Source organism: Streptomyces sp. NPDC052721 (assembly GCF_040678315.1).
Lineage (GTDB): Bacteria > Actinomycetota > Actinomycetes > Streptomycetales > Streptomycetaceae > Streptomyces.
On sequence record NZ_JBFATL010000002.1, the window covers coordinates 194602 to 220223 of the forward strand.

At 72.0% G+C, this 25622-nt stretch carries 26 protein-coding genes; 10 read left to right on the top strand and 16 right to left on the bottom strand.

Going from position 1 to position 25622, the window contains the following annotated elements:
• Nucleotides 1–2 precede the first annotated feature (2 nt).
• The 5 genes from AB0L21_RS02915 to AB0L21_RS02935 form a co-directional block, all read right to left on the bottom strand.
• Nucleotides 3–1307, bottom strand: a complete 1305-nt coding sequence (locus tag AB0L21_RS02915) for an MFS transporter (protein WP_365781846.1) — start codon at nucleotides 1305–1307, stop codon at nucleotides 3–5.
• A gap of 47 nt (nucleotides 1308–1354) precedes the next feature.
• A complete protein-coding gene (locus AB0L21_RS02920) occupies nucleotides 1355–3247 on the bottom strand; it encodes a carbamoyltransferase C-terminal domain-containing protein (protein WP_365702323.1) in 1893 nt (630 codons plus the stop codon).
• A complete protein-coding gene (locus tag AB0L21_RS02925; protein WP_365702325.1) occupies nucleotides 3244–3969 on the bottom strand; it encodes a hypothetical protein in 726 nt (241 codons plus the stop codon). Before AB0L21_RS02925 ends, AB0L21_RS02920 begins: the two co-directional genes overlap by 4 nt.
• A complete protein-coding gene (locus AB0L21_RS02930; protein ID WP_365702326.1) occupies nucleotides 3962–4696 on the bottom strand; it encodes a hypothetical protein in 735 nt (244 codons plus the stop codon). Before AB0L21_RS02930 ends, AB0L21_RS02925 begins: the two co-directional genes overlap by 8 nt.
• 72 nt (nucleotides 4697–4768) lie before the next feature.
• Nucleotides 4769–5104, bottom strand: coding sequence for a hypothetical protein (locus AB0L21_RS02935; protein ID WP_365702328.1), 336 nt, complete (start codon nucleotides 5102–5104; stop codon nucleotides 4769–4771).
• A 164-nt stretch (nucleotides 5105–5268) separates the two neighbouring features.
• Between AB0L21_RS02935 and AB0L21_RS02940 the strand changes: the two genes are divergently transcribed.
• Complete coding sequence (locus AB0L21_RS02940; RefSeq protein ID WP_365781848.1) at nucleotides 5269–5823, top strand: GNAT family N-acetyltransferase; 555 nt, start codon at nucleotides 5269–5271, stop codon at nucleotides 5821–5823.
• Between the two features lie 33 nt (nucleotides 5824–5856).
• Here AB0L21_RS02940 and AB0L21_RS02945 read toward each other — a convergent pair whose 3' ends face one another.
• From AB0L21_RS02945 to AB0L21_RS02960, 4 genes are all read right to left on the bottom strand, one after another.
• Nucleotides 5857–6501, bottom strand: coding sequence for a flavin reductase family protein (locus AB0L21_RS02945; protein WP_365781850.1), 645 nt, complete (start codon nucleotides 6499–6501; stop codon nucleotides 5857–5859).
• Nucleotides 6502–6555: 54 nt separating this feature from the next.
• Nucleotides 6556–7350, bottom strand: a complete 795-nt coding sequence (locus AB0L21_RS02950) for an enoyl-CoA hydratase-related protein (protein WP_365781852.1) — start codon at nucleotides 7348–7350, stop codon at nucleotides 6556–6558.
• On the bottom strand, nucleotides 7341–9560 hold the full coding sequence (locus AB0L21_RS02955) for an acetate--CoA ligase family protein (RefSeq protein ID WP_365781854.1): 2220 nt from the start codon (nucleotides 9558–9560) through the stop codon (nucleotides 7341–7343). Before AB0L21_RS02955 ends, AB0L21_RS02950 begins: the two co-directional genes overlap by 10 nt.
• Nucleotides 9561–9667: 107 nt before the next feature.
• Nucleotides 9668–10846 carry an NAD(P)/FAD-dependent oxidoreductase gene (locus AB0L21_RS02960; protein ID WP_365781856.1) on the bottom strand — a complete coding sequence of 393 codons (1179 nt, stop codon included), beginning with the start codon at nucleotides 10844–10846 and terminating at the stop codon, nucleotides 9668–9670.
• Nucleotides 10847–11004: 158 nt separating this feature from the next.
• Here AB0L21_RS02960 and AB0L21_RS02965 point away from each other — a divergent pair, with 158 nt between their 5' ends.
• Both AB0L21_RS02965 and AB0L21_RS02970 read left to right on the top strand, forming a co-directional pair.
• Nucleotides 11005–11454, top strand: a complete 450-nt coding sequence (locus AB0L21_RS02965; RefSeq protein WP_365781858.1) for a DoxX family protein — start codon at nucleotides 11005–11007, stop codon at nucleotides 11452–11454.
• Nucleotides 11454–11855: a Zn-ribbon domain-containing OB-fold protein gene (locus AB0L21_RS02970; RefSeq protein ID WP_365781860.1), complete on the top strand. Its 402-nt coding sequence runs from the start codon at nucleotides 11454–11456 to the stop codon at nucleotides 11853–11855. Before AB0L21_RS02965 ends, AB0L21_RS02970 begins: the two co-directional genes overlap by 1 nt.
• Nucleotides 11856–11858: 3 nt before the next feature.
• Here AB0L21_RS02970 and AB0L21_RS02975 read toward each other — a convergent pair whose 3' ends face one another.
• Nucleotides 11859–12527, bottom strand: coding sequence for a pyridoxal 5'-phosphate synthase (locus AB0L21_RS02975; protein WP_365781862.1), 669 nt, complete (start codon nucleotides 12525–12527; stop codon nucleotides 11859–11861).
• A 55-nt stretch (nucleotides 12528–12582) separates the two neighbouring features.
• Nucleotides 12583–13755: an acetyl-CoA acetyltransferase gene (locus tag AB0L21_RS02980; RefSeq protein ID WP_365781863.1), complete on the bottom strand. Its 1173-nt coding sequence runs from the start codon at nucleotides 13753–13755 to the stop codon at nucleotides 12583–12585.
• Between the two features lie 75 nt (nucleotides 13756–13830).
• On the opposite strand from AB0L21_RS02980, the gene AB0L21_RS02985 reads away from it, so the two are divergent.
• Both AB0L21_RS02985 and AB0L21_RS02990 read left to right on the top strand, forming a co-directional pair.
• Nucleotides 13831–15015: an acyl-CoA dehydrogenase family protein gene (locus AB0L21_RS02985; RefSeq protein ID WP_365781865.1), complete on the top strand. Its 1185-nt coding sequence runs from the start codon at nucleotides 13831–13833 to the stop codon at nucleotides 15013–15015.
• Complete coding sequence (locus tag AB0L21_RS02990; protein ID WP_365781867.1) at nucleotides 15015–15500, top strand: nitroreductase family deazaflavin-dependent oxidoreductase; 486 nt, start codon at nucleotides 15015–15017, stop codon at nucleotides 15498–15500. Before AB0L21_RS02985 ends, AB0L21_RS02990 begins: the two co-directional genes overlap by 1 nt.
• On the opposite strand, the gene AB0L21_RS02995 is transcribed toward AB0L21_RS02990, so the two are convergent.
• Nucleotides 15497–16114 carry a LysE family translocator gene (locus AB0L21_RS02995; protein WP_365781869.1) on the bottom strand — a complete coding sequence of 206 codons (618 nt, stop codon included), beginning with the start codon at nucleotides 16112–16114 and terminating at the stop codon, nucleotides 15497–15499. The two genes, AB0L21_RS02990 and AB0L21_RS02995, sit on opposite strands and share 4 nt — an antisense overlap.
• 82 nt (nucleotides 16115–16196) lie before the next feature.
• Here AB0L21_RS02995 and AB0L21_RS03000 point away from each other — a divergent pair, with 82 nt between their 5' ends.
• Complete coding sequence (locus AB0L21_RS03000) at nucleotides 16197–16649, top strand: Lrp/AsnC family transcriptional regulator (RefSeq protein WP_365702351.1); 453 nt, start codon at nucleotides 16197–16199, stop codon at nucleotides 16647–16649.
• 73 nt (nucleotides 16650–16722) lie between these two features.
• On the opposite strand, the gene AB0L21_RS03005 is transcribed toward AB0L21_RS03000, so the two are convergent.
• Nucleotides 16723–17370: a TetR family transcriptional regulator gene (locus AB0L21_RS03005; RefSeq protein ID WP_365702352.1), complete on the bottom strand. Its 648-nt coding sequence runs from the start codon at nucleotides 17368–17370 to the stop codon at nucleotides 16723–16725.
• Between the two features lie 122 nt (nucleotides 17371–17492).
• On the opposite strand from AB0L21_RS03005, the gene AB0L21_RS03010 reads away from it, so the two are divergent.
• The 3 genes from AB0L21_RS03010 to AB0L21_RS03020 all read left to right on the top strand — a co-directional run bounded on the left by AB0L21_RS03010 (nucleotide 17493) and on the right by AB0L21_RS03020 (nucleotide 21479).
• Entirely contained in the window at nucleotides 17493–18227 is a 735-nt protein-coding gene (locus AB0L21_RS03010; RefSeq protein WP_365702354.1) for a VOC family protein, read from the top strand.
• A 178-nt stretch (nucleotides 18228–18405) separates the two neighbouring features.
• Nucleotides 18406–20769, top strand: a complete 2364-nt coding sequence (locus AB0L21_RS03015; RefSeq protein ID WP_365702356.1) for a serine/threonine-protein kinase — start codon at nucleotides 18406–18408, stop codon at nucleotides 20767–20769.
• A gap of 167 nt (nucleotides 20770–20936) precedes the next feature.
• On the top strand, nucleotides 20937–21479 hold the full coding sequence (locus tag AB0L21_RS03020) for a hypothetical protein (protein ID WP_365781871.1): 543 nt from the start codon (nucleotides 20937–20939) through the stop codon (nucleotides 21477–21479).
• Between the two features lie 3 nt (nucleotides 21480–21482).
• Here AB0L21_RS03020 and AB0L21_RS03025 read toward each other — a convergent pair whose 3' ends face one another.
• The 3 genes from AB0L21_RS03025 to AB0L21_RS03035 are packed head-to-tail and all read right to left on the bottom strand — an operon-like array spanning nucleotide 21483 to nucleotide 23820.
• On the bottom strand, nucleotides 21483–22256 hold the full coding sequence (locus tag AB0L21_RS03025) for an enoyl-CoA hydratase/isomerase family protein (RefSeq protein ID WP_365781873.1): 774 nt from the start codon (nucleotides 22254–22256) through the stop codon (nucleotides 21483–21485).
• Nucleotides 22253–22660, bottom strand: coding sequence for an OB-fold domain-containing protein (locus AB0L21_RS03030; RefSeq protein WP_365781875.1), 408 nt, complete (start codon nucleotides 22658–22660; stop codon nucleotides 22253–22255). Before AB0L21_RS03030 ends, AB0L21_RS03025 begins: the two co-directional genes overlap by 4 nt.
• Before the next feature lie 5 nt (nucleotides 22661–22665).
• The gene (locus AB0L21_RS03035; RefSeq protein WP_365702574.1) at nucleotides 22666–23820 is read right to left on the bottom strand and encodes a lipid-transfer protein; all 1155 of its coding nucleotides are present in this window, start codon (nucleotides 23818–23820) and stop codon (nucleotides 22666–22668) included.
• 88 nt (nucleotides 23821–23908) lie between these two features.
• On the opposite strand from AB0L21_RS03035, the gene AB0L21_RS03040 reads away from it, so the two are divergent.
• Complete coding sequence (locus AB0L21_RS03040; protein WP_365781877.1) at nucleotides 23909–25516, top strand: FadD3 family acyl-CoA ligase; 1608 nt, start codon at nucleotides 23909–23911, stop codon at nucleotides 25514–25516.
• Nucleotides 25517–25622 lie beyond the last annotated feature (106 nt).

Sequence of the window (25622 nt, forward strand, 5' to 3'; positions counted from 1 at the left end):
GGTCAGGCCGTGGCGGGCTCGGATTCCCGGACGGAACGGGACCAGATCAGGGCTGCGGGCGCCACCATGACGAGCCCGATGGTGAGCATCAGGGTGGCTGGACTCATCAGCACGCCGGCGACGCCGCCGACCGCGAGTCCCGCGGGTACCGCCGTCAGGTTCGCGGCGCGATAGGAGGCTGTGGCCATGGGCCGTTCCCGGTCGGTGATGGCCCGGGCGCGGAACGTCTGGACTCTGACCAGGACGACACCCGAGCAGAACTCGTCCATGACGAATCCCGCGAGTACCAGCACCAGTCCACCGGTGCCGCCCAGGTACGCTCCGAGCCCGATGACCGTGTAGGCGCCGATCGCGCCGCACCCGAACAGCGAGGTTCCCCATCCGCTGCGGAGCGCTCGCGGAAGCCGGTCGGCCATATAGGCGCCGAGCACGGCGAAGAGCACCGCACAGCTGCGGATGACGCCGAACGTCGCTGCGGACAGTGGCGTCGTCCGCAGCAGCGTGATCAGGAGCACGGCCTCGATGACGCACTGCCCGAAGTTGTACGACAGGGACCAGACGGTGACCGTGCGCAGCGCCGGCGTGCGGAAGTTGACGGCCAGGCCGTCGCGCAGCGTGCTCTTCCTGGCGGGGGCGGCAGCGGCCTCCTCCGGCTCCGCGGGCGGAGTTCCCGGTTCCCCGGCCTTCTCGTCGGACGCGTCGCTGCTCGGTACGCGTACGCGCGGGATCCGCACCAGCAGCGCGCACGCGGCCAGGGCCAGCGCCGCGGCCGAGCCGAACGTGGGTGCCAGGCCGAGGGCGGCCAGGCCGATGCCGGACACGAAAGGTGCTACCGCGTCGGCGGACGACTCTGCCATGCCGAGGCGTGAGTAGATCTTCGGCAGGGCCTCGTCGGCGAAGGCCTGCGGGATCAGTACCTGGGTCGAGACCGCGGTCAGGATGGAGCCGCAGGCCAGGGAGATGTTCGCCAGGCAGAAGATGACGATCCCCACGCCGGGCGCGAAGGCCAGGCCGAGCGCCGCGAGTGCGAAGGCGACCACCCGCAGCAGCTCGGAGCCGATCATCACGGCCCGCTGGTCGAACCGTTCGACCAGTCGGGCCGTCGGACCGGCCAGCAGCACCTGTGGAGCGAAGCGGCAGATGCCGAGCAGGGCGACGATCGTCGAGTTGGCGCCGAGAGCGTCCACGGCCACGAACGGCACCGAGAACTCGACAGCGGCGATGGCGAAGAACGAGAGAAAGTTCGCCACCGGCAGCGATACCGCCAGCGAGTCGTTCTTCCTCAGTGGTGCGGTGGAGGTTGTCATCCGTTCCCGGGCTCTTCTCGGTGTTCCGTTCTCGGGCGTTCGAGTGCTCAGGCTTTCGCCAGTACACCGACGCGCAGGCACTCTGCGACGTCGGCGGCCGTGCTGTCGGTCAGCACGGAGTCCTGCTCCAGCAGGGACACGAACAGGTCCCGGCCGACCGGGACCTGGGCCCCTGCGTTGCTCAGTACGTACCGGGCGCTGTCGCCCGTCCCGAAGACCGCCATCACCGTCGCGTCCGCGCGGCGGACGGGGATCTTCCGCGGTGTGGGAGACGCGTACAGACCGTCCTCGGTGAGCAGGAACCCGATATCCGGATGGCGGGAGAAAGCCAGCGCGTCCGGCGCGGACTCGATGATCGGCTGGGCGGGCCCGTTGAAGGAGGTGTTGACCAGGACGGGGATCTGCCCCATCTCGGCGATGTGCGTGAGGATGCGGTGGATCGCGGGGTTGTCGTCGGCCGTCACCGTCTGCGCCCGCGCCGATCCGTCGGCGTGCACGATCTCCTTCAGCACGCCACGGTATTCCTCGCGCACCTCGAAGTCGTAGTTCATGAACGGCGCTTCACCGGGTCCGATGAAGTAGGTCTCCAGGTCCTCCGCGCGCACCATCGGGGCGACCGGTCGCCACGGCTGCCTCTTCTTGATCCGGTTCAGCTTGGACTGGGCGCCGTCGCAGGCGACCGGGTGGCACAGGATCGACCTGTTCCCGAGCGCCCGCGGACCGAATTCGGCCCGGCCCGCGTAGCGGACCACGATCGCCCCGTCCAGCAGCACTTCAGCGGTTCGCCGGCTCAGGTCCGCCGTCGCGGGGACAGCGCGGACGGCGTATCCCTGGTGCTCCGCCTCCTGCGGCGTGATCCGTTCGGCCGGGCGCCCCAGGAAATCGGACGTGACCTTCTCGGACACCGCGGGCAGCGTCCGGGAGGTGCGCGCCCAACCGAGGTAGGCGGCGCCGACGGAGATGCCCGCGTCGTGCGGACACGACGGCACGTACAGGTCCCGTACCTGCGGCAGCGCGCCGATGGCGGTGTTCCCCGAAAGGTTCAGGAAGACTCCGCCCGCGCAGCACAGGTCCGGTATTCCGCTCAGTTCGACGGCGTGTGCGGCATGGCTGACGATGAGGCGGTTGAACGCCTCCTGCACCGCGTGCGCGATGTCGGCGCTCTCTGCGACATCGGCGGACGCTTCCAGGATCTGCCAGCCGTTGCGCAGCCGTGGCCGGGGGCCCGGGGTGACGATGTCGTCGGCGACCAGCCGGGCGGGCCCGTCGAAGGGCAGCGCGGCCAGTGCCATCAGCTGGCCGTGGGCGTGTTCCTTGCGGAAGAGGAACCTGGCGACGTTGTCGTAGAGACTCGCCTCGCTCTGCACGAAGACGTCCGGCTGGTTGTGCGGTTCGCTGTACGCCCGTTCCAGCAGCTCGAACCGGCCCTGCCGGAACGCGTACGTGGAACGCATCTCGGTGAAGATCCGCGAGGGCGCCACGTCGCTGTAGTACGTGCGGAAGAACTCCGCGAACGGCACGTGGAAGTCCGCGCCGTCCCGCGACGACGTGCCCGCGCTGTCCGAGACCAGCACGGCCGCTTCCCGCAGGCCCGACGCGTACACCGCGGACGCCGCGTGCGCCAGGTGGTGGGACACCACCTGGTGGCGTTCGTCGAACGGATCGAAGAGATCGAAGGAGGACGACACCAGGGGTCGCTGCAGGCCCACACCGGAAGGGCCCGCGGCCTGGAAGGAGCTGACGATGACGTCGACGTCTTCCAGTGTCAGGCCGGCCGCGGTCAGCACCTCCCGGACCGGGAGCCTGTTGGTCAGCGCCTCCTGACCGTCGTACTTGCGCCGGGTGACCCGCTCCTGCTGGATCGCGGCCAGCAGGACGCCGTCCCGGACAACGGCGCAGGAAGACTCGTGTCCGCAGTGGATTCCGAGGGCGACGGTCATCGCTTGTAGTTCTCCAGCGGTGCGCCCTCGGGCATGAATCCGAACGTGAGGATGGAGACCCGCTCGTCCTGGCGGATCGGCGTGCGGCTGTGCGCCTGTGTGCCGGCCAGGAAGATGACGACCTCGCCGGGCTCCAGCTGGAACCGCTCCTTGCTGCCGTCCGCGTAGTGCATGTGCAGCGCCGAGGGCTCCGGCGTCCCCTCGGGAATGTCGTGCGCGAGCATCATCAGCACGTTCAGGGAGAAGATGTCGGTGTCGATGTGCGGGATGATGCCCTGGCCGGCGTCGCGGTAGTAGAGATAGCTCGCCACACCGGTCGCCTCCGCCTTCGGTACGACCGAGGCCACCAGGTCGGCCAGTTCCCGGCTGGTCGCCAGGCTGCTGGCGATGGGGCCGCCGTAGCCGAGGTAGTGCTCGTCGTAGGGCAGCGCGGTCTTGCCGACCTCCTCCGACTCCTGGGTCAGGGACGCCAGCAGTTCGTCGGTGAGGAAGTCGGGGCGTCCCCGGTACTGCACTCCGCGCGGGTCCGGTACGTCGTAGGGGCAGAGCATCTCCAGCGCGTCGGTCACCGCCTCGCGGCCCGGTGCCGCCTCGACCCCGGTCGCGGCCACCAGGCGGCCGGCGGACAGGCCCAGGATCAGCTTCAGATTCGCCTGCTCAGCGGGCGAGAGCCGCTCGTGCAGACCGGCGAGGCGTCGTCCCATGGTCGACGTGTCACTCATGTGTTCCCCCAAGGGTGCGGTAGCCGAAGGACACCAGGCGGATCGCCTCGTCCGCGACGGTCCTGGTGCGCTGGTGCGTGACACTGTCCGCGAAGAAGACCAGGGACTCCCCCGCCCGCAGATGGAAGTGCATCGCTTCCTGACCCGGCGGATGAAGGATGAGTTCGGACCGTTGCTCGCTGCTCGCCCGGTGTTCGAGCATGGTGAGGATGTTCAGGGAGAACTCGTCCTTGTCGACGTGCGGATCGATTCCGAGTCCGGGCTCGTCGTAGTACAGGTAGTTCGCCCTGCGCGTCGGTGCGACGGGACCGACGTTCTCGTTGAGGAATGCGCGGATGGGCTGAGAGATGGAGATCTCTCTGGCCACGGAGGCGCTGGAGGCCACGTAGTGGTCGAGGAAGCGCTCGGCGATGGGGCGGCAGGCGCGTGATTCCCGGTCCAGTGCGGCGAGGTCCTCGTCGGACAGGAAAGGTGCACGGCCGTAGAACACGACCCCGGTAGGGAATTTCTCCCGCGCCCCCGCAAGGAGCTTCGGCAGTGATTGCTGTGTCGCGCCGAGGGCGGTCTCCCGCATTTCTTCCGATATTTTTTCAGCATGGCCGCTGAGCACACCGCCAGCGGCCATGCTCAGGAGGAATTTCAGGTTCTCCCGTTCTGCGGCGGTCAGATCCGTCGACAGCTGAGACAACCGCTGTGCCAATGCCGAAGCTTCTTCCGCAGACGCCATATTTCGATCCCCTGACCTTCCCCTGTACTTACTGACAGTGCTTACGGCGAGCGCCCGCCCGCCGGCGAGTGCTTACTCCCCGGAGAATCCCAGCTGTCCGGGAAGGTCGATCAGACCCATGCGGATCTCCGGCGTGGCGGCGGCCGAAATCGGCTTCGCGAAGATGAACAGCGCCTCCTCGTTGCCCTTCTGCAGCTCACGAAGGTGCATGCTGGCCGAGGTCACGATGGAGCTGAGCACGGCGCGCTCGTCGACGGTGAGTTCCGCGGACAGCTGCCCGAGCTTGTCGGCGAGCGTGGGGAGCGCGGCTTCCAGCGCCGCCGCGTCCAGCTCGGCGTCGAGCAGAAGGTCCGGGTTGGTGGTGGATTCGGTGGTCGCTTCGGTGGTGACTTCGGTTTCGTTCGCCATGCTCTTGTCTCCTTTTATTCGGGCATCACGCCCATTTTTTTCTTGCTCGTACGACGATGAATGAAGCTAACAGCGCAAAACCGTTTCCTCTAGAGGGCCGCAAAATGGCCGAGTTCACAAGTGGCCGACCATGCATTGTTGCCAACCGAAGCTAGGATGGCTCCATGCCCGAAAAAAATTCCTGGCCGATCGCCGCTTCGCTCCAGGGTGAGCGTTTGCAGTTGGAACCATTGACGATTGAGCATGCTGAAGAGGCGGTGGAAATCCTCAACGATCAGCGTTTGCACGAGTGGATCGGTGGTGCTCCGCCCAGCCGTGAGGAACTGGAGCAGCGCTATCGGAGGCAGGTGGCCGGCCACTCGCCCGACGGGCGGCAGGGTTGGCTGAATTGGATGCTTCGGGAGAGGGCCGGCGGGCAGCTGGTCGGAACAGTGCAGGCAACGCTCTACAGGCCCTGCCCGGACCGCGTCGAAGCGGAGCTGGCGTGGGTCGTCGGCCATGCCTTCCAGGGGGCCGGCTACGGCAAGGAAGGGGCGTCCGTCATGGCCGCGTGGCTGCGGACCCAGGGGATTTCCGGGTGCGTGGCCCATGTGCATCCCGGCCACGGAGCATCGGCCGGCATCGCGAGGGCGCTGGGTATGAAGCCGACCGACGAGATCCACGACTCCGAGGTGCTGTGGGCCGACTTCGACCCGCGCGAACGCCGTTCGGAGTGCTGAGGCCCGCGGCCTGATCGGTGACCTGTCCTTGGGTCACGTCGACCTGCCCTGTGCCGGCCGGCCCCGCGCCGGCCGGCCGGGCCGGTCCCCGCGGAGCCGCGCGAACCGCCCCCGGTGGAAGAGCAGCGGCTCCGCCGTGCCGTCCGCGTCGAGGGCGGCCACCCGTCCCACGACGATGAGGTGGTCGCCCCCGGTGTGCACGGCGTGGACGGCGCAGTCGATCCAGGCGGCGGCACCGGCGAGCCGCGGCGACCCGGAGACGGGCGCCGGGTCGTACGCCACTCCGGCGAACTTGTCGGCGCCGCTCACCGCGAAGGCCCGGCACAGCTCGTCCTGGCCGGCGCTGAGCACGTTGACGCAGAAGACGCCGGCGCGGGCGATGCGCGGCCAGGTCGTGGACGTACGGCCCACCATGAAGCAGACGAGGGGTGGTTCCAGGGAGAGGGAGGAGAAGGACTGGCAGGCGAACCCGGCGGGCCCCGGCTCACCCTGGGTCCCGGGCGCGGTGATCACGGCGACCCCACTGGCGAAGCTCCCCAGCACCCGCCGGAACTCCGCCTGCCCCACCGGCGCCGGCTCACCGTCCCGCACGCACCGCAACTCGGGCCGTGGCATGGCCTCCACGGGCCTGCCCCCCAGATACCGGACGGCGAACGCCGCCGCTCCTGCGTGTCCCATCACCCCTCCATTGAAGCTGACGGATCGTCAGATAGGAAGGGCCGGAGAGGGGTGTCAGCGCCCCCGGAACTCCGGACTCCTGCGCTCGGCGAACGCCCGTAGGCCCTCCCGGGCGTCCTCCGTCGTCATGTTGAGTTCCTGGGCCCAGGCCTCCGCGGCGAAGGCGGTGGCGCGGTCGGTGTCCAGGGAGGCGTTCACCAGGTGCTTGGTGAGGGCCAGCGCTCTGGTCGGGGCGGAGGCCAGCCGGGATGCCCAGGTGCCGGCCGTCTTCTCCAGGTCCGCGTCCGGCACGACCCGGTTGACCAGGCCCAGGCGTTCCGCCTGAGGGGCCGGGAGCGCGTCGGCGAAGAACATCAGCTCCTTCGCGCGGTGCGGGCCGATCAGACGGGGGAGGAGATAGGCGCCGCCGCCGTCGGGGACCAGGCCGCGGCGGGCGAACACCTCGATGAAGCGGGCCGATCCGGCGGCCAGGACCAGGTCACAGGCGAACGCCAGGTGCGCGCCCAGTCCGGCCGCCGTGCCGTTCACGGCGGCCAGGACCGGCTTCTCACAGTCCAGTACAGCGGAGATCAGGCGCTGCGCGCCCCGGCGCAGAACCCGGGCCACATCACCGGTGATCCGGTCGCCCGAGCCGCCCCCGCCCCGCAGGTCCGCTCCCGCGCAGAAGCCCCGGCCGGTGCCTGTGAGGACCACCGCTCGGACGGCCGGGGACGCCGACGCCTCCTCCAGCAGGTCGATGAGGCGGTCCCGCATGGCGGGGGTGAGGGCGTTCAGGGTCTCGGGGCGGTTCAGGGTGAGGTGGGCGACCCGGTCGCGGACCTCGTGCCGTACGGGCTCGTTCACCGGCACACCACCAGCGCGTCCAGCGCCACCGCGCCCTGGCCCCGGGGCAGCACCATCAGCGGGTTGATGTCCAGCTCGGCGATGTGCGAGCCGAGTTCCAGGGCCATGCGCTGGACCCGCAGGACGACCTCCACCAGCGCGTCCACGTCGGCCGGCGGGCGGCCCCGCACGCCGTCCAGCAGGGCCCGGCCGCGCAGCTCGGTGAGCATGGCGCGGGCCTGGTCCTCGCCGAAGGGCGGGACGCGGACGGCCGTGTCGTGCAGCACCTCGACCAGGATGCCGCCGAGCCCGACCGTCACCGTCGGCCCGAACAGCTCGTCGTGGGTGATCCCGGCCACCATCTCCACGCCCTGCTCGACCATCTGGCACACCAGGACGCCGTCCAGCCCGACGCCCTCGTAGCGGGCGATGTCGGTCAGCTCCCGGTAGGCGTCGCGGACCTGGCTCGCCGAGGTCAGGCCGATCTTCACCAGGCCGAGTTCGGTCTTGTGGGCGATCTGCGCGCCGGACGCCTTCATCACCACCGGGTAGCCCACCTGCCTGGCCGCCCGTACGGCCGCCGCCGCGCTGGTCACCAGCTGCTCCCGCGGCACCCGGACGCCGTACGCCCGCAGCAGCTGCTTGGCCGCGTGCTCGCTGAGCTGCCGGCCGGGCTGCATCAGGGCCTCGGCCTTGCGGAAGGAGGGGGACGGGGTGCGCGGGGCCGTGTCGAAGGGGGAGCGGTAGTCGGTCACGAAGCGGTGGTGGCCGAGCCAGGCGCGCACGGCGGTCAGGCAGTTGCCGACCGTGCGGAAGGTGGCCACGCGGGAGGAGCCGAGCAGGACGTCCCGGTACGCCGGCTCGGTGCCGGCCGGTGAGCCCCACACCACGCACACCAGTTTGTCCGTCTCCTCGGCCGCCTCGACCAGGTCCTGGACGAGCCTGTCGCTCAGCGGCGGGAACGGGCCCGTGACCGGGCAGATCAGGACGCCCACCGCCGGGTCGGCGAGCAGCGCGTCGATGATCTTCCGGCCGCGCCGGTCGCCGACCGGGTGGCCGCCGTTGTCCACCGGGTTGGCCACGCTCAGATACTCCGGTATCCACTGGTGCAGCTCGGCCTGCTTCTCCGGCGACAGCCTCGGCAGCCGGAGCCCCGCCCCGGCGGCCAGGTCGGCGACGTGCGCGCCCGTGCCGCCGGAGATGGAATAGATGGCCACGCCGTCGGCCCGGGGCGTTCGCGCCCGCGCCAGCAGGGCGGCGGTGTCCTGGAGTTCGTCCAGGGCGTCGACGCGGATCACGCCGTACTGCCGCATGGCCGCGTCCACCACGTCGTCGGCCCCGGTGAGCTTGCCGGTGTGCGAGGCGGCCGTCCGGGCGCCGGCCTCGGTGCGGCCCACCTTCACGGCGACGACCGGGACCTTGCGGCGGGCGGCGCGGTCGGCGGCCAGCAGGAAGGCGCGGCCGTCCTTGAGCCCTTCGACGTAAGCGGCGATGGCGCCGACCTCGGGCTGCTCGGCGAACCAGGAGAGGAAGTCGGCGGTCTCCAGGTCGGCCTCGTTGCCGGTGGGCGCCCAGTGCGAGAGCCGGATGCCGAGTTCCTGGAGGGCGAAGACGGGCCGGCCCTGGTGCCCGGACTGGGTGATCAGCGCGATGGCCGGCCCGGTCAGGTCGTCGCGGAAGCGTTCGAAGGCGTTGAGGTTGGTGTTCGGGCCGAGCAGCCTGAGGCCCGAGCGCCGTACCGCCTCGGCCAGCCGTTGCTGTGCCTCGGCGCCCGCCTGGCCGGTCTCCGCGAACCCGGAGGCGAAGGCGACCGCGAACTTCACCTTCGCCTCGGCGAGTTCCCCGATCAGCGGGAGCGGGTCGGCGACCAGCAGCACGGCGAGGTCGACCTGTTCGGGCAGCTCGGCGACGGAGGCCGCGCAGGGCAGGCCGAACACGGAGGGCCGGGTCGGGTGCACCGGGTGCACGCGGGCCCCGACCCGCCCGGCCCAGTCCAGCAGCTGCCGGGTGATCCCGGTGTTCGGCCGTCCCTCGGCGTCCGACGCGCCGATCACGGCGACCGACTCGGGCCGGAAGAACCGGTTCAGGTCCGGTACGTCCGCGTGGAGCGGGCGCCCGCTGACATCGAGGTCCGCCACCCGGTCGTGGACGGCGGGTCCGGGCCGCTGGTCGCCGCAGGCGATGACCCGGGCCCGGCGGGAGTCGGTGGTGAGGGTGCCGTGGGTCGATCCGAGCATCGTTCCGCCCGCCTCCTGTGAGACAGCCACCAGTACCTGACGCTCTGTCAGGTTACTGAACTGACGGTGCGTCAGGAACTGTTCGGAACGGCAAAGTTACCGCCCGGCTACCTCAGCCTCTTCGCGACCGCCTTCGCGATCCGCCCCGCGTCGATCGCCAGCTCCCGGAGCATCCCGCTGAGGGGATTGGTGAACCCGGTGAAGTACAGGCCGGGCGCCTGCGCGGGCGTACGGCCGCCGTGCACCACCGGTCTGCCCCGCCCGTCCAGCACCCCGAGATGCCCGACCAGCCCCTCCAGCGCCCGCACGTACCCGGTCGCCGCGATCACCGCGTCGGGCGATATCCGGCTGCCGTCGGCGAGGACCACCTTGCCGTCCTCGAACGCCTCCACGGCGGCCACGATCTCCACCTTGCCCGTGCGCACGGCGTCGATCAGGCCGACGTCCTGCACCGGGATCGCGCCCTGCTTCACCCTGCTGTACAGGCCGGTGTCCGGACGCGGCAGCCCGTGCGCGGTCAGGTCCGGGGTGCTGAGCCGCCCCACCGGCCCGGCGAGCCGGTCCACGAGCCACACCGGCAGCCGCCGGACCAGCACGCCCGTGTACTGGGAGGCCCAGCCGAGCGTCGACCGGCGCAGGATGTGCGGCGCCGTGCGCACCGCCAGCCGTACCCGGGCGGCCCCGCCCTCCACCAGGTCCACGGCGATCTCCGCGCCCGTGTTGCCGATGCCGACGACGAGCACGTCACGGCCCCGGTAGGGCCCGGCATCGCGGTACTCGCCCGCGTGCAGGAACTCGCCGCCGTACGACTCCCGGCCCGGCCAGCCGGGGATGCGCGGGGTGTGGTTGAAGCCGGTGGCGACGATCACCGCGCTGCCGGTCAGCTCCCGGCCTCCGGAAGCGTGCAGCAGCCAGCCGGTGCCGTCCCCGCTCCGCTCGACGCGGTGCACCTCCACCCCGGTGACGATCTCCAGCTCGTGGTGCTCGGCGTACTTCTCCAGATAGCGGACCACGTCGTCCCGGGAGACCCAGCGGCCGAACTTCCGGGGGATGGTGAGCCCGGGCAGCGAGGACAGCCCCCGGGTGGTGTGCAGGTGCAGCCGGTCGTAGTGCCGGCGCCAGGAGGCGCCCACCCGGTCGGACTTCTCCAGCACCACGGCCCGTATGCCCCGCGCCCGCAGCGCGTACGCGGCGGCGAGACCCCCGGGCCCGGCGCCGATCACATAGACCGGGCGGTCGGCGGGGGTCGGCGAGAGGGGAGCGGGGGAGGGACGGGAGGCGGCCATGAGCGGGAGCGTAATCACCCACCCGGTTGATGGGTCTCGGTCAAGACCGGAATTGGTTGCGGATTGATCACGGCTGTACGGGAAGGGTGCCCCGCCCGTGCAGGAGGGCGCCCGCACCGGGGTGGGCATCGCGACACATCTGACGTACCGTCAGATTCATGGACGCTCTATGGCTGGACGGCGCTCAGTGGCTGGCGGTGCTCCGCATCGGCCTCGGCCTGTGGTGGCTGGAGAGCTGGCGGCACAAGGACAAGAAGGCCTGGTTCGAGCAGGGCAGCGGCATCGCCTGGGCGGCGGACGTGGCCGCCGGACACCGGTGGGCCCCGGTCCGGGCGGGCTTCGACACGGTGGTGCGACCCCACCCGAAGCTGATGGCGTACGTGGTCGCCTACGCCGAACTCGCCCTGGGCCTCGGCCTGATCGCCGGCTTCCTGACCCCGGTGGCCCTGCTGGGCGGCCTGCTCCTGAACCTTCTCTACTTCGTCCTGATGATCCACGACTGGGCGGAACAGGGCCAGAACTCGATGATGGCCCTGATCTCCCTGGTCGGCTTCTTCGGGATGTCCTGGCAGACGTGGTCGCTGGACGCGGCGCTGGGCTGGTTCTGATGGACGGCCCGCGCCACGACGTACCGGAGACCGACGCCCTCACCCGCCCCTACTGGGAGGCGGCGGCACGCGGCCGGCTGCTGATCCGCCGCTGCGGCGCCTGCGGCCGGGCCCACCACTACCCCCGGGAGTTCTGCCCGTACTGCTGGAGCGAGGAGGTGACCTGGGAGGAGGCGAGCGGCCGGGCCGCGCTCTACACGTGGTCCGCGGTCCACCACAACGACCTGCCCCCGTTCAGCGGCCGCCTCCCCTACCTGGCCGCGGTGGTCGACCTGGCCGAGGGCCCGCGGATGATGACCGAACTGGTGGACTGCCCGGAGGGCGGCCTGCGGGCCGGGATGCCGCTGGAGGTGACGTTCCGGGACGGAATCCCGGTGTTCCGGGAAGCGCCGGGAAGGTGAGCCTCACGGCCACAACAACGCCCGGCTCCAGCCGAACCCGGTGCTGCGGTACTCCAGGCGTACGTGCCGCCGTTCCGCGTCCCCCTGGAAGAACTCCACCGTCTCCGGGTGCAGCCGGTACAGGGTCCAGGTCGGCGACGGCTCGCCGGGGTTGTCCCGGGCCCGCTCCCAGGCCGCCTCCGAGGCCCGCCGCAGCTCCTCCACGGAGGACAGCTCCTCGCTCTGCCGGCCGGTCAGCGCGGCGGCCAGCGCGCCCGTGGACCGCGCGTGCAGATCGGCCTGGCTCTCCTCGGCCGGCGCCGGCGTCACCGGCCCGCGCACCCGTACCTGGCGGCCGAGCACCGGCCAGTAGAAGGCGAGGGCGGCGTACGGCCGGGCGCTCAGCGCGCGGCCCTTGCGGCTCGTGGCGTGCGTGGCGAAGGCCCAGCCGTCCGCGTCGGCGCCGTGCAGCATCACGATCCGCACGTCCGGCCTGCCCTCCTCGTCCGCGGTCGCCAGCGACATGGTGTGCGGCTCCGGCTGCCCCGCCGCGACGGCCTCCGCGAACCAGTTCGTGAACAGGGCCAGCGGGGTGGGCGGGGCGGTGTCCGGGTCGAAGGGCCGCAGCTCGGTCACCTGGGCGTCCCAGACCCGCAGCGACCGGAGCAGCTCGTGAAGATCGTGCTGTGCCATGGGCCGAGTATCACCCTTGCCGGCTCGCGTCACCGGGCGGCGCAGGGCCGTATCCTCACTCCCTTCCCAGCACCACGGTCCCCGAGGAGCAGAACCACCCCCCGGTCCCGGAGGCCACACCCAGCCGGGGCAAGCCGCCGTCCCGGCCCCGGACTTGCCGCTCCCCGGCCTCCCCGCGCAGCTGCCGCACCGCCTCCACCAGCAGGAACAGCCCCCGCATGCCCGGGTGCTGGGCCGACAGCCCGCCGCCGTCCGTGTTGACCGGCAGCTGACCGCCCCGGACCAGCAGCCGGCCCTCCCCCACGAACGCGCCGCCCTCGCCCTTGGCGCAGAAACCCAGGTCCTCCAGGGTGACGAGGGTCATGTAGGTGAAGGCGTCGTAGATCTCCGCGAAGTCGATGTCCGCCGGGCTCACCCCGGCCCGCGCGAAGGCCAGCCGGCCGCTCACCGCCGCCGGGGAGACCGTGAAGTCCTGCCACTCGGACAGGGTGGCGTGGGAGACGTGCTCGCCGGTGCCGAGGACCCAGACCGGGGCCGTACGGCAGTCCCGGACGTACTCCTCGGACGCCAGCAGGACCGCCGCGCCGCCGTCCGAGCGCGGACAGCAGTGCAGCTTGGTGAAGGGGTCGGCGATCAGCGGACCGGACAGGACGTCGTCGACGGTGACCGGGGTGCGGAACATCGCCTCCGGGTTGAGGGCCGCGTTCGCCCTCGCCTGGACCGCCACCTGGGCCAGCTGCTCGATCGTCGTCCCGTACTCGATCATGTGCCGGCGGGCCGCCATCGCGTACTTGGCGATCAGCGTGTGGCCGTACGGCACCTCGAACTGGAGCGGGCCCCGGGCGCCGAAGGACAGGGTGCCCGTGCGGCGGCCCGCCTTGACGTCCGCGCGGGCCGTCGAGCCGTACACCAGCAGGACGGCGTTCGCGTGGCCCGCCGCTATCGCGTCCGCCGCGTGCGCCGCCATGACCTCCCAGGTCGAGCCGCCGACCGAGGTGGAGTCGACCCAGGTGGGCCGCAGCCCCAGGTACTCGGCGACCTCCACCGGGGCCAGCGTGCCGAGGCCGGCGGAGGCGAAACCGTCGACCACCGTGCGGTCCAGGCCCGCGTCGGCGAGGGCCCGGCGGGCCGCCTGGGCGTGCAGCGCGTACGCCGTCGCGTCGTCCACGCGACCGCAGTCGGACAGGGCCGCGCCGACCACGGCGACCTTCGTGCTCCCGCGAGCCATGAGAGGGCTCCTCCCTCTGTGCATCTCATTCCGGCCTGCCTAATATGACGGACCGTCAGACAGGGAGGGAAGGCCATGGACACGCGCCTCACCGCCGAACAGGACGAGATCCGCCGGACCCTGCGCGAGGTGCTGCGCAAACGCTGCGGCCCGGCAGAGGTGCGCTCCGCCGTCGACACGCCCGCCGGTCACGATCCCGGCCTGTGGTCGGCCCTCGCCGACCGGCTCGGCCTGCCCGGACTCGCCCTGCCCGAGCGGTACGGCGGCGTCGGCTGCTCGGTCACCGAGCTGGCCCTCGCCTGCGAGGAGACAGGACGCGCCCTGGCGCCCTCGCCGCTGCTCGCCACCTCCGTCCTCACCGCTCCGCTGGTCCTCGCCCTCGGCACCGAGGCCCAGCGCGCCGAGCTGCTGCCGCGCATCGCCGCCGGGTCCCGCACCGCCGCCCTCGCCGTCTCCGGGCCCGCGCTCGCCACCGCCCTCGCCCTGACCGGCGCGAACGACGGCTACAGCGCCGGCGGCGGACGGGCCGGCGGGGTGCAGGCGCGGCGGGCGGAGGGCAGGTGGCGGCTGTACGGGGAGGCCGGGCAGGTGCTGGACGGGCACAGCGCTCAGGTGCTGCTCCTCGCCGCGCACACCGGGGGCTTCGCCCGGTCGCGGGCCCTGCTGTTCCTGGTGGCGGACGACGCTCCTGGACTGCTCCGCGCCCGGCAGACCGCACTGGACGCCACCCGCCCGCAAGGACGCGTCCAACTACGGGACGTACCGGCCGAGTTGCTGGGGTCGGAGGAAGCGGACGTCCTCCCCGCCCTCGCCAGGACCGGGGACGCCGTCGCCACGGTGCTCGCCGCAGAGGCCGTAGGGGCGGCCGACAGCATCCTGGAGCGGACCGTGGAGTACGCCGGACAGCGCAGGCAGTTCGGACGGCCCATCGGGTCCTTCCAGGCCGTGAAGCACCGGCTGGCGGACGTGTACGTGGCGGTGCAGGCGGCACGCTCGGCCGCGTACTACGCCGCCTGGGCGGCAGGCCGGGGCGGGCGGGCCGGCGGTCTCGCGCTCGCGCAGGCTCTGGAGGCGCTGCGCCACGCCGCCGCCGAAGGCATCCAGCTGCACGGCGGCATCGGGTTCACCTGGGAACACGACGCCCACCTGTACTTCAAGCGGGCGGCCGGCGACGAGCTGCTGTTCGGGCCGGTCCACCGGCTGCGGGACCGGGCCGCGGCCGTGACGGGCCTGTTCACGGGCGGGGAGGTGGCCGTCTGATGCCCGCGGCACTCGTCGTCCGGCTCGTCCGGAAGGTGTCCTGCACCCGGCTGTTCGCCAAGGTCGCCCCGCATGTCATCCCGGCCCTCGACCGGGGCGTGCACCGGCTCACCGGGGGAAAGTTCCTGCTCAGCGCCCAGCTGCTGCCGGGCGTGATCCTCACCTCGACAGGAGCGAGGACGGGACGGCCCCGCCGGACCCCGCTGGCCTGCCTGCCCGAGGAGGAGGGCAGGACCTGGATCCTGATCGGCTCCAACTTCGGCCGCCCCGGCCATCCCGCCTGGACCCACAACCTCCTCGCCCACCCGGAGGCCTCGGTGAGCTGGAAGGGCCGGGACGTCCCGGTCTCGGCCCGGTTGCTCACGGGGGCGGAGCGGGACACCGTCTGGCAGGCACTGCTGGCGTTCTGGCCGCCGTACGCCACGTATCAGGCGCGCGTGGAGCGGGAGATCCGGCTGTTCCGGCTCACCGGAAACCCGGACTAGAACGTCGCCAGCCTCTCCACCAGCAAGAACGCGCCGATGCCGAGCATCGCCGCGCCCGACGTGCGGGTCACCGCCCGGGCCGCTGCCGGGCGGGCCCCGAGGAGGGTACGGGCGAGGGTGCCGACGGTGAGGTAGACGGCCGCGCAGCAGGCCATGTGGAGGAGGCCGAGCGCCGCCGTCTGCGCGGGTACGGGGAGACGGGCGCCCCGGAGGGTGAGGAACTGGGGGAGCACGGAGAGGTACAGCAGCAGGCCCTTGGGGTTCAGGCCGCTGATCGTCGCGCCGCGCAGGAACAGGCGGCCGTCGGGCGTCGCCGTGGTGTCCGCGTCCGGGACCGCCGGGTGGCGCAGGACGCCCCAGCCCAGCCACAGCAGGTAGCCCGCGCCGGCCGCCGTCAGGGCCGTCAGCAGCCGGGGCGAGCCCGCCACCAGCACCGCCAGGCCCGCGGTCGCCAGGGCGGTGTGCAGGGCGTAGCCGCAGACCAGGCCCGCCACCGCGCGGGGGACCGAGCCGTTGCGCAGGGCGGTCGCGATGACGTACGCCCAGTCGGCGCCCGGTACGCACACCAGCAGCAGGTCCACGACGAGGAAGGAGAAGAGCAGTCCTGAGTCCATGCCGGGGACATTAGGCGCGAATGTCCCGAAAGTGTTCCCGAAGTTTTCCCATGATCGCGCGTTCTGCGCAAATATCTTCCTCATGGACGACGTAGACCGGAAGATCCTTGCCGAGCTGCAGCAGGACGGGCGGCTGACCGTGACCGAGCTGGCCGCCCGGGTGCGGCTCAGTGTCTCGCCCTGCCACCGGCGGCTGCGCGAGCTGGAGCGGTCCGGCGCCATCCAGGGCTACCGCGCGAGGGTGGACCCGGCCTCGCTCGGCCTGAACTTCGAGGCGCTGGTCTTCGTCTCCATGCGCCAGGAGGACCGGGACACGGTCGCCGAGTTCGAGCGGGCGGTCAGCGAGCTGGAGCATGTGCTGGACGCCCAGCGGCTGTTCGGCGAGCCGGACTATCTGCTTCGGGTGGCCACCGCCGACCTGGCCGCCTTCCAGCGGCTGTACGACGAGCGGCTGGCGACGCTGCCGGGGGTGCAGCGGCTCACGTCGACGCTCGTGATGAAACACGTGGTCCGGGACCGGCCGTTGCCGGCGTAGACGGCAGGCGGTGGCTCACCGTGTGAACCACCGCCTGCCAGACAGGACTTGGACCCCGACAACGGGTGCGTGCTTACTTGGACGGCTTCCTGCCCGTCACACCCAGGTACACCAACAACGCCAGATTGGGCTTGAGTTCGGCCTGTTTCACGCCCCAGGACGAGAAGCCCTTCTGGTGGGCCGCCACCGCCGCGAGCATCGCGACCAGCGAGCCGGCCACCGCGGCCGGGTTCACGTCCTTGTCGATCCGGCCCTTGGACTGCAGTTCCGCGATGGAGTCCGCCAGGGAGTTGGTGACCGAGTTGAGGATCTTCATGCGGATCTTGTAGAACCGTTTGTCCCCCTCGGCGGCGCCGAGGTCGACCACCCGCAGGATCGCGTCGTGCCTGCGCCAGAACTCCAGGAACCCGTCCACGAGTTCCTGCGCCGTCTGCCAGCCCGACTTGCCGGTCCAGGTGCGTCCTTCGAGGAGTTCGGTCAGTCCCGCGCCCTCGGCCGCCATCCGCTCGGCGATCTCCAGGACGGCGCCTTCGACGTCCGGGAAGTACTGGTAGAAGGTCGCGGGCGAAGTGCCCGCCTTCCGGGCGACATCGATGACCTTGACGTCCCGGTACGGGGAGGAGCTGAGCATCTCGCTGAGGCAGTCGAGCAGCTTCTGCCGGGTCGCCTGCCCACGCCGGCCGGCCACGCGGCCGTCGACGGTACGCACTTGTCCTGTCATGCCGTCAGCTTACCGAGGGGTGATCGGAGCGCGATTCGGCCGACTGCAAATGGGGTGCACGGGGGCAACGGGGGTGGTGTGCCTGGTCTGCGCGGTGCGCGCGGCCCGGTTACTTTGACGACATGGCCGAAAACAGGGCATCCACGAACGAAGAGACATACGGGGAGGGCGTCCCCTGCTGGGTGGACGCCCAGCTGCCCGACGTCGAGGCGGGCAAGCGGTTCTACGGTGAGCTTTTCGGGTGGACCTTCGAGGAGGCGTACGGCTCCTCCGTGTGGGCCCGGCTGGACGGCGACCCCGTCGCCTCGCTGGCTCCGAAGACGGACGGCCGGATGCCCACGGTCTGGACCGTCTCCTTCGCCACCGCGGACGCCGAGGCCCTCGGCCGGCGGATCACGGCGGCCGGCGGGCAGCTGGTCATGGCCCCGTTCGCGGTGGGCGACCTGGGCGTCGCCGCCCTGGCCGCCGACCCCGAGGGCGCGGTCTTCGGCCTGTGGCAGCCCGGCACCCATCGCGGCTTCGGGCGGCGGCGCGAGCCGAACACCTTCGTCTGGGCCGAGCTGTACACCCGGGACACCGCCGCGGCCAACGCCTTCTACGGCGGTCTCTTCCACGACGCCCTGTTCGGCACCGACGCCGAGCCCGACTTCGGCCGCGCCGAGGTCACCGACGTCTTCCCGGCCGAGATGCCCCCGCACTTCCTCGTCCACTTCCGGGTCACGGACCTGGCGGACGCCCTCGGGGCCGTGCACCGGCTCGGCGGGCGGGTGCAGGCGTCACCCTTCGGGACGTCGTACGGAGTGGTGGCCGTCGTCACCGACAATCAAGGGGCGTCGTTCGCACTGCTCCAGCGCTGATGCGCCCACTTTGGGATGTTTCAGCGTGAGACACCCTGATTGTCACCGGGTTCGCAACCAGCCGCCCGGCCAGGAAGAATCGGGGTGCGTGCCGCCATGGCGGTGCGGTGGTGAGACGCTGCACTTCGGTCGCGTACCTATGGAGAGTGGCGCGGCTCGTACGGGGAGGTGGCAGGCAGTGGTGGATCAGCTGACGCAGCACGATCCGCGGCGGATCGGGCCGTTCGAGGTGCTGGGCCGGCTGGGCGCCGGCGGCATGGGGCTGGTCTATCTCGCGCGCTCGGCGTCGGGCCGGCGCGTGGCGATCAAGACGGTGCGCACCGAGCTGGCCGAGGACCAGCTCTTCCGCGTCCGCTTCACCCGCGAGGTGGAGGCGGCCCGCGCGGTCTCCGGCTTCTACACCGCGGCCGTGGTCGACGCGGACCCGCGCGCCGCCGTGCCCTGGCTGGCCACCGCCTACGTCCCCGCGCCCTCGCTCGAGGAAATAGTGAACGACTGCGGGCCGCTCCCGGCCCAGGCCGTGCGCTGGCTCGCGGCCGGCGTCGCGGAGGCCCTGCAGTCCATCCACGGCGCCGGGCTGGTCCACCGCGACCTCAAGCCCTCCAACGTGCTCGTGGTCGAGGACGGCCCCCGCGTGATCGACTTCGGTATCGCCTCCGGGGTCTCGAACACCCGTCTGACGATGACGAACGTCGCCGTCGGCACCCCCGCCTACATGTCCCCGGAGCAGGCCAAGGACTCCCGCAGCGTCACCGGCGCCAGCGACGTCTTCTCCCTCGGCTCCACCCTCGTCTTCGCGGCCACCGGCCACCCGCCCTTCCACGGCGCCAACCCGGTCGAGACCGTCTTCATGCTGCTGCGCGAAGGCCCGGACCTCACCGGCCTGCCGGACGAACTGCGCCCGCTGATCGAGGCCTGCATGCAGATGGAGGCCACCGCCCGGCCCACCCCGGCCGACCTCCAGGCCCAGCTCGCCCCGCACCTCTTCGGGTCCGGATCCGACGACAGCGGCACCGCCTCCGCCTGGCTGCCGGAGAAGGCGGTCGCCCTCATCGAGGCCCGCCGCGGCGGACGCCCCGCCGCCAAGCCCGCCCCGGCCCCGGCCGGCGGCCCGCGCAGCGGCGGCCGGCAGGCCGTGCCCCCGCCGCCGCCGTACGACCCGCCGGTCCCGGCGCCCGCGAGCGCTGCGGTGTCCGTCCCGACAGGGGCCCCCGACACCGGCCCGGTCCGGCTGGCCGGCGCCCCGGTGCCCATCGGCCCCGGCCCCCGGGTCGCCGACGCCCGCGCCGCCGCCGTCAAGGCGCCCCCGCCCGAGGCCGGCCTGGTGGCGAGCTGGTCCCGGCCCCGCCCCGGCCTGGCCGGCGCCGACCCCGCCGTACCGCCCGTGCCGCCGCAGCCCCCGGAGACGGCGGCGGGCTGGCGCCCCTGGCGGTTCCGCATGTCCAACGACGTGTGGGGCACCCCCTCCGTCGACGGCGACCTGGTCTACGTCACCTCCTTCGAGGTGCACGCCCTGGACGTGGCCACCGGCCGCCGCCGCTTCAAGACCCGGGACGTCGCCTGGTCCATGGCGGTGGCGGACGGCCGTATCCACGCCTCCGACGGCCCCACCCTGTTCGCCCTGGACGCCCGCGAGGGCACCGACCTGTGGCGGCTGTCCACGGACGCCTGGGTGTACTCCCTCAAGGCCGACCGCGGCACGGTCGTCACCGGCACCCGCGGCGGCGGCGTCCAGGCCTGGGAGGCGGCGAGCGGGCAGAAGCTGTGGGAGATCACCGGCTGCCAGAGCGACTTCGAGTCCCCGGAGGCGGGCGCGGTCGTGCACGACGGCACGGTCTACGTCTGGCAGGACGCCCGGCTGCGCGCCCTGGAGGCCCGCACCGGCGAGGAGCGCTGGTCGTACCCCATCGGCGACGCGGCCTCCTGCGGTGGCGTCCCGGTCCGGCTGGCCCCGGCCCCCGACGGCTGCGTCTACGTCTCCGCGGGCACCCGCGTGCTCGCCATCGAGGCGGTGAGCGGCATGGTCCGCTGGCACTTCGAGGCCCCGGCGGTCTTCCTGAGCCCGCCGGCCTTCGCCCCGGGCCCGGCCGTCACCGGCGGCGGCGTCTACCTCGCCGACTACCTCGGCACGGTCTACGCCCTCGACGCCGCCGACGGCCGCGACCGCTGGCGCATCGCCACCGAGGCCCGCTCCTCCGTCGAGCCGGTCCTGGTGGCCGCCGGGCACGTGCACGTCGGCAGCGGCAAGGGCCTCTACACCCTCGACGCGGTCACCGGCACCCCCAAGTGGCGCTTCCAGGCGGGCGGCGACGTCGTGGGCGCGCCCGCGGTGGCGGAGGGCCGCATCCATTTCGGCTCCACCGACCACCTGCTGTACACCCTGAAGGCCGACGACGGGCGCCTGCGCTGGAAGCTGGCGACCGGCGGCGAGATCACCGGCTCCCCGGTGGTCAAGGACGGCGTGGTGTACGCGTGCAGCAAGGACCGGTGCGTCTACGCGTTGGACGCGGAGAAGGGCACGGGCACCGCGCGGACCGCCTGAGCGGGAGACGGCCGTCGTACCGGTTACACGGAAGGGCCTGGGACGGCGGCCGTCGTCGCGGGGGAGCGGCGTGGCGTCCACCGCTCTCAGGGCAGAGGCTACGCCGGGTACCCGGCGGTCGCCACACAGTGACATGCCCGTGACAGGCATCCCCTAGAGTGCTCGGCATGCATCGACGGGGACACATGCTCAGACTGACGGCGGTATCGGTCCTGGTCGTCCTGGCGCTGACCGGATTCAAGAGCCGCGGCCACGGACACAGCGGCGGCAGCGGCGGTGGCGGGTGCAGCAGCTCCAGCCAGGACCACGACAGCTCCTCGTCCACGTCGTCGGGCGGCGGCTACGGCTCGGGCACACACCACGACTACGACGATGACGACGACTACTCCGGCGGCACCTCCGGCACCTCGTCCGGCGGATCGACCCCCTCCGAACACCAGGACGGCACGGCACGGCTGGTGAGCTGCGCGACGGTGAAGAAGCCCTACGCGACCATCGAGGTCACCAACCCGAACGCCGCCGACAGCAGCTTCGACGTCCACATCACCTTCGAGGACGCGGACGACATGACCGTCAACGGCACCATCAAGGAGGTCAGTGTGCCCGCGAGCGGCACGAAGACCATCCGGGTGCCGGTGGACAACGCCGAGGAGAACGCCCCGGAGGTCGACCACTGCGACCTGGACCCGGTCGCCTCCTACAACTGGTGAACCTCACCGTGTCCTGAAGTCCGCGCGGCGGGCGGCGAACAGCTCCGCCTGCCGCGCGCCCGGCAGATTCCCCAGCGAGATCAGATGCGGCGCCTGCGCGAACGCCTGGGCGAGAGAGGCCTCCCGGGCCGCCCACAACGCCCGCACGGTCCCCTGCACGGCCTCGGCCGGATACCCCGCGATGACGGCGGCGCACTCGATGGCCACCGCCGACGCCCCGCCCGCCTCGGCGACTTCGCAGACCAGACCGACCTCGTACGCCCGCCGGGCCGACAGCCGCTCGGCGCTGCCCATGAGCGCCATCCGCGCGACCTCGCCGTACGGCATGCGCTGCGCCATGAGCATCGACTCGTAGGCGCTGACCATCCCGTAGGTGGTGTGCGGGTCGAAGAAGGCGGCGCCGGCCCCGGCGACGACGAACTCGCACTCCCCGAGCAGATAGAAGGCACCCCCGCAGGCCATCCCCTCCACCGCGGCGACGACCGGCTTCCACAGCCCGTTCGCCTTCGGCCCCACGCCCAGCAGCGGATCGTCCTGCATGTACGGAGAGTCGGGCTGCGGCACGACGGCGCCCCGGTCGATGCCCGTACAGAACGCCCGCTCCCCGCTCCCGGTGAGCACGACGGCCCGCACCGCGTCGTCGAACCGCAACTGGCGCCAGACACCGCGCAGTTCCCGGACCATGTCCAGGTCGATGGCGTTGAGCCGCTCCGGCCGGTTCAGCGTGACGACGGCGACCCCCGCGCCTTCGTCCACGTCGAGCAGGACCGTGTTCACACGAGCACCCACTGCGGCAGCCCCCCGGAGAAGACCGCCCGCACCCGGGCGCCGATCCGCAGGCACGCCGGATCGAGGGAGTCCAGCGGGGCCCCGGCCCGCGCCACCACGTTCCCCACGAGCCGTATCCGCGGGGCCTCCTCCAGCTCCACGACGACCACGTTGTACGGCGCCTGCTCCGCGTAGTCGGGCAGCAGCGGCGGATGGGGCACGACGTACGACCACACGCGCCCGCGCCCCGACACCGGCCGCCACTCGCTCGCGAACGACCGGCAGTGCGGGCAGCAGGGCCGGGGCGGGAAGCGAAGCTCACCGCAGTCGGCGCACGCCTGGACGCGCAGCTCTCCGCGGGCCGCGTACTCCCAGAACGGGGCGCCGTCGGTGTCGGTGACGGGACTCAGCATGGCGGTCAGCTCCTGAGGAGGAGAGCGGAGGTGGGGACGCCTTCACCGGCCGTGACCAGGCAGGTCGCGGCGCCCGGAACCTGGGCGGTACTGGTGCCGCGCAGCTGCTTGACGCCCTCGTTGACGAGGTTGAAGCCGTGCACGTAGGCCTCGCTGAGCCCGCCCCCGCCGGTGTTGATCGGCAGCCGCCCGCCGGTCTCCAGGGCCCCCTGCTCGGTGAAGGCGCCGCCCTCGCCCCGCCCGCAGAAGCCGTAGCCCTCCAGGGACAGCGGGATCAGCGCGGTGAAGGCGTCGTAGATCTGCGCGACGTCGATGTCCTCCGGCGTGAGGTCGGCGTGCTTCCACAGGTGCCGGGCGGCGGTCCAGGCGGGGCCGGTCAGGGGGTCGTCGTTCCAGTAGTTGACCATGCCGTGGTGCTGGGCGGGCAGCCCCTGCGCGGCGGCATGGACGTACACGGGCCGCTGCCGGCAGTCCCGGGCGCGCTCCTTGCTCACCACCACACAGGCGAGGGCGCCGTCCGTCTCCAGGCAGTTGTCGTAGAGGCACAGCGGCTCACTGATCCACCGCGAGGTCATGTACATCTCGCGCGTCAGCGGCCGTTCGTACATGACGGCGGCGGGGTTCTGGTTGGCCCGGTTCCGGCAGGCCAGCGCCACATTGAACAGATGATCGCGCGTCACGCCGTACTCGTGCATGTACCGCCGGGCCAGCATGGCGATCTCGTCGGCGGGGCGGAGGAGACCGAAGGGGCGGGTCCACTGGGCAGGAGTGGGCAGCTGCACGGCCGTGTCGGTCCAGGGCCGGGGCCCGCTCCCCCTCTTCCTGGACCGCCACGCGACCCCCACGGTGGCCTGCCCGGAGGCGATGGCGGCGGCGAGATGAGCGACGGTCGCACAGGAGCCGCCCCCTCCGTACCCCACCTTGCTGAAGAAGGTCAGATCCCCGAATCCGACGGCCTTCGCGAGCTCCACCTCATCGGTCTCCTCCATGGTGTAGGAGGCGAGCGCGTCGACCTCGCCGGGCGCGATCCCCGCGTCGTCGAGCGCGGCGAGCACGGCCCGGCAGGCGAGCGTCTTCTCGTCCTCGGCCAACTGCCGGGCGAACGCGGTCTGCCCGATCCCGACGATGGCGGCGGCGTCCTTGACCCCTGCTCCTGCCACGGTGGGCACCCCCTCTCCTGACAGTCAGTCAGATTACCGCTAACCTGACGATCCGTCAGCTAGGTGTGCTCCTGGGGGAGGCCGGTCCATGACCCCATGGGAAACCATCCCGGAACTGGTGCGGTCGGCGGCCGAGCGGTACGCGGACACCGAGGCCGTGGTCGAGGGCCGCACGAGGATCACGTACGCCGAACTCGGCGCCCGCGTCGAACGCGCGGCGGCGGCCTGCCTGGCGAGCGGCGTGCAGGTGGGCGACCGGGTCGCCGTCTGGGCCCCCAACACCCTGGACTGGATCGTCGCGGCCCTCGGCGCGGTCTCGGCGGGCGCGGTCCTGGTACCGCTGAACACCCGCTTCAAGGGGGCGGAGGCGACGGACGTCCTGCGCCGCAGCGGGGCGAGGCTGCTGTTCGTGACGGGGACGTTCCTCGGCACGTCGTACGTGGCGTCGCTGAGACGGGCGGCGGGGGCGGCCGGCGCCGGGGGACCGGCCGGAGGGCGCCCGCTCCCCGCTCTGCCGACCCTGGACCGGGTGGTGGTCCTCTCGGACGACGCACCGCCCGACTTCGAGACGTGGAAGAACTTCCTCGCGGCGGGCGAGGGCGTGGCGGGGCCGGACGTGCTGGCCCGCGAACGTGAGCTGACTGGCTCGACCCTCTCGGACATCGTCTTCACGTCCGGTACGACGGGCCGCCCCAAGGGCGCGATGATCACGCACGGCCAGACCCTGCGCGCGTACGAAACCTGGGCGGACCTGGCCGGCCTGCGCCGGTCCGACCGCTACCTGATCATCAACCCCTTCTTCCACACCTTCGGCTACAAGGCCGGAGTGCTCGCCTGCCTGATGCGCGGGGCGACGATGATCCCGCAGCCGGTGTTCAGCGTGGACACGGCCCTGGCGAACATCACGGCGGAACGCGTGTCGGTCCTGCCGGGCCCGCCGACCCTGCACCAGCAGCTCCTCGACCACCCCACCCGGGACGCCCACGACCTCTCCAGCTTGCGCCTGGTGGTGACGGGAGCCGCGGTGGTCCCGCTCAGCCTGGTGGAACGCCTGCGCGAGGAACTCGGCGTCGGGACGGTCCTGACGGCGTACGGCCTCTCGGAAGCCACCGGAATCGTCACCATGTGCCGCCGCGACGACGCCCCCACGGTGATCGCCTCCACCTCCGGCCGCCCGATCCCCGGCACGGAGGTGAAAGTGACCGCGCCTTCCGGCACCCCTGGGGAGGTACTGGTCCGGGGCTTCAACGTCATGCGGGGCTACTACGAGGACCCCGAGGCCACCTCCGAGGCGATCACCGCGGACGGCTGGCTGCGCACGGGCGACGTCGGCGTCCTGGACGAGGCGGGCAACCTGCGCATCACGGACCGCCTGAAGGACATGTTCATCGTCGGCGGCTTCAACGCGTACCCGGCGGAGATAGAGCAAGTGCTGTGCGCCCACCCGGACGTGACGGACGCGGCGGTCATCGGCGTCCCGGACCCCCGCCTGGGCGAGGTGGCCAAGGCCTTCGTCGTACGCCGCCCGGGGTCGCCGCTGACCTCGGACGACCTGATCGCCTGGTCCCGCCGGGAGATGGCGAACTACAAGGTGCCGAGGTCGGTGGAGTTCGTACCGACCCTGCCGCGCAACGCGAGCGGAAAGGTACTGAAGGAGGAGCTGAGGGAGCTGGGGGAGCTGAGGGGGAGGGGGTGACCTGCCCCGGCGCTGAAAGGGTCGCTGTGGGCTGAACCCGGCCGCCCGCTTCTTTGGCCAGTGTCGTGCTTCCGCGAGCCGAGTAAAGGGCGCTGCGCGTCGCCTT

What these genes read in the sequence shown, in the direction of transcription:
- AB0L21_RS03005 (WP_365702352.1), bottom strand. Translation starts at nt 17,370, where the DNA reads ATGACAGGACAAGTGCGTACCGTCGACGGCCGCGTGGCCGGCCGGCGT.
- AB0L21_RS02920 (WP_365702323.1), bottom strand. Translation starts at nt 3,247, where the DNA reads ATGACCGTCGCCCTCGGAATCCACTGCGGACACGAGTCTTCCTGCGCC.
- AB0L21_RS02930 (WP_365702326.1), bottom strand. Translation starts at nt 4,696, where the DNA reads ATGGCGTCTGCGGAAGAAGCTTCGGCATTGGCACAGCGGTTGTCTCAG.
- AB0L21_RS02965 (WP_365781858.1), top strand. Translation starts at nt 11,005, where the DNA reads ATGGACGCTCTATGGCTGGACGGCGCTCAGTGGCTGGCGGTGCTCCGC.
- AB0L21_RS03020 (WP_365781871.1), top strand. Translation starts at nt 20,937, where the DNA reads ATGCATCGACGGGGACACATGCTCAGACTGACGGCGGTATCGGTCCTG.
- AB0L21_RS02915 (WP_365781846.1), bottom strand. Translation starts at nt 1,307, where the DNA reads ATGACAACCTCCACCGCACCACTGAGGAAGAACGACTCGCTGGCGGTA.
- AB0L21_RS02995 (WP_365781869.1), bottom strand. Translation starts at nt 16,114, where the DNA reads ATGGACTCAGGACTGCTCTTCTCCTTCCTCGTCGTGGACCTGCTGCTG.
- AB0L21_RS03040 (WP_365781877.1), top strand. Translation starts at nt 23,909, where the DNA reads ATGACCCCATGGGAAACCATCCCGGAACTGGTGCGGTCGGCGGCCGAG.
- AB0L21_RS02980 (WP_365781863.1), bottom strand. Translation starts at nt 13,755, where the DNA reads ATGGCTCGCGGGAGCACGAAGGTCGCCGTGGTCGGCGCGGCCCTGTCC.
- AB0L21_RS02940 (WP_365781848.1), top strand. Translation starts at nt 5,269, where the DNA reads ATGCCCGAAAAAAATTCCTGGCCGATCGCCGCTTCGCTCCAGGGTGAG.
- AB0L21_RS02955 (WP_365781854.1), bottom strand. Translation starts at nt 9,560, where the DNA reads ATGCTCGGATCGACCCACGGCACCCTCACCACCGACTCCCGCCGGGCC.
- AB0L21_RS02985 (WP_365781865.1), top strand. Translation starts at nt 13,831, where the DNA reads ATGGACACGCGCCTCACCGCCGAACAGGACGAGATCCGCCGGACCCTG.
- AB0L21_RS03030 (WP_365781875.1), bottom strand. Translation starts at nt 22,660, where the DNA reads ATGCTGAGTCCCGTCACCGACACCGACGGCGCCCCGTTCTGGGAGTAC.
- AB0L21_RS03010 (WP_365702354.1), top strand. Translation starts at nt 17,493, where the DNA reads ATGGCCGAAAACAGGGCATCCACGAACGAAGAGACATACGGGGAGGGC.
- AB0L21_RS02960 (WP_365781856.1), bottom strand. Translation starts at nt 10,846, where the DNA reads ATGGCCGCCTCCCGTCCCTCCCCCGCTCCCCTCTCGCCGACCCCCGCC.
- AB0L21_RS03000 (WP_365702351.1), top strand. Translation starts at nt 16,197, where the DNA reads ATGGACGACGTAGACCGGAAGATCCTTGCCGAGCTGCAGCAGGACGGG.
- AB0L21_RS02935 (WP_365702328.1), bottom strand. Translation starts at nt 5,104, where the DNA reads ATGGCGAACGAAACCGAAGTCACCACCGAAGCGACCACCGAATCCACC.
- AB0L21_RS02990 (WP_365781867.1), top strand. Translation starts at nt 15,015, where the DNA reads ATGCCCGCGGCACTCGTCGTCCGGCTCGTCCGGAAGGTGTCCTGCACC.
- AB0L21_RS02925 (WP_365702325.1), bottom strand. Translation starts at nt 3,969, where the DNA reads ATGAGTGACACGTCGACCATGGGACGACGCCTCGCCGGTCTGCACGAG.
- AB0L21_RS02975 (WP_365781862.1), bottom strand. Translation starts at nt 12,527, where the DNA reads ATGGCACAGCACGATCTTCACGAGCTGCTCCGGTCGCTGCGGGTCTGG.
- AB0L21_RS02970 (WP_365781860.1), top strand. Translation starts at nt 11,454, where the DNA reads ATGGACGGCCCGCGCCACGACGTACCGGAGACCGACGCCCTCACCCGC.
- AB0L21_RS02945 (WP_365781850.1), bottom strand. Translation starts at nt 6,501, where the DNA reads ATGGGACACGCAGGAGCGGCGGCGTTCGCCGTCCGGTATCTGGGGGGC.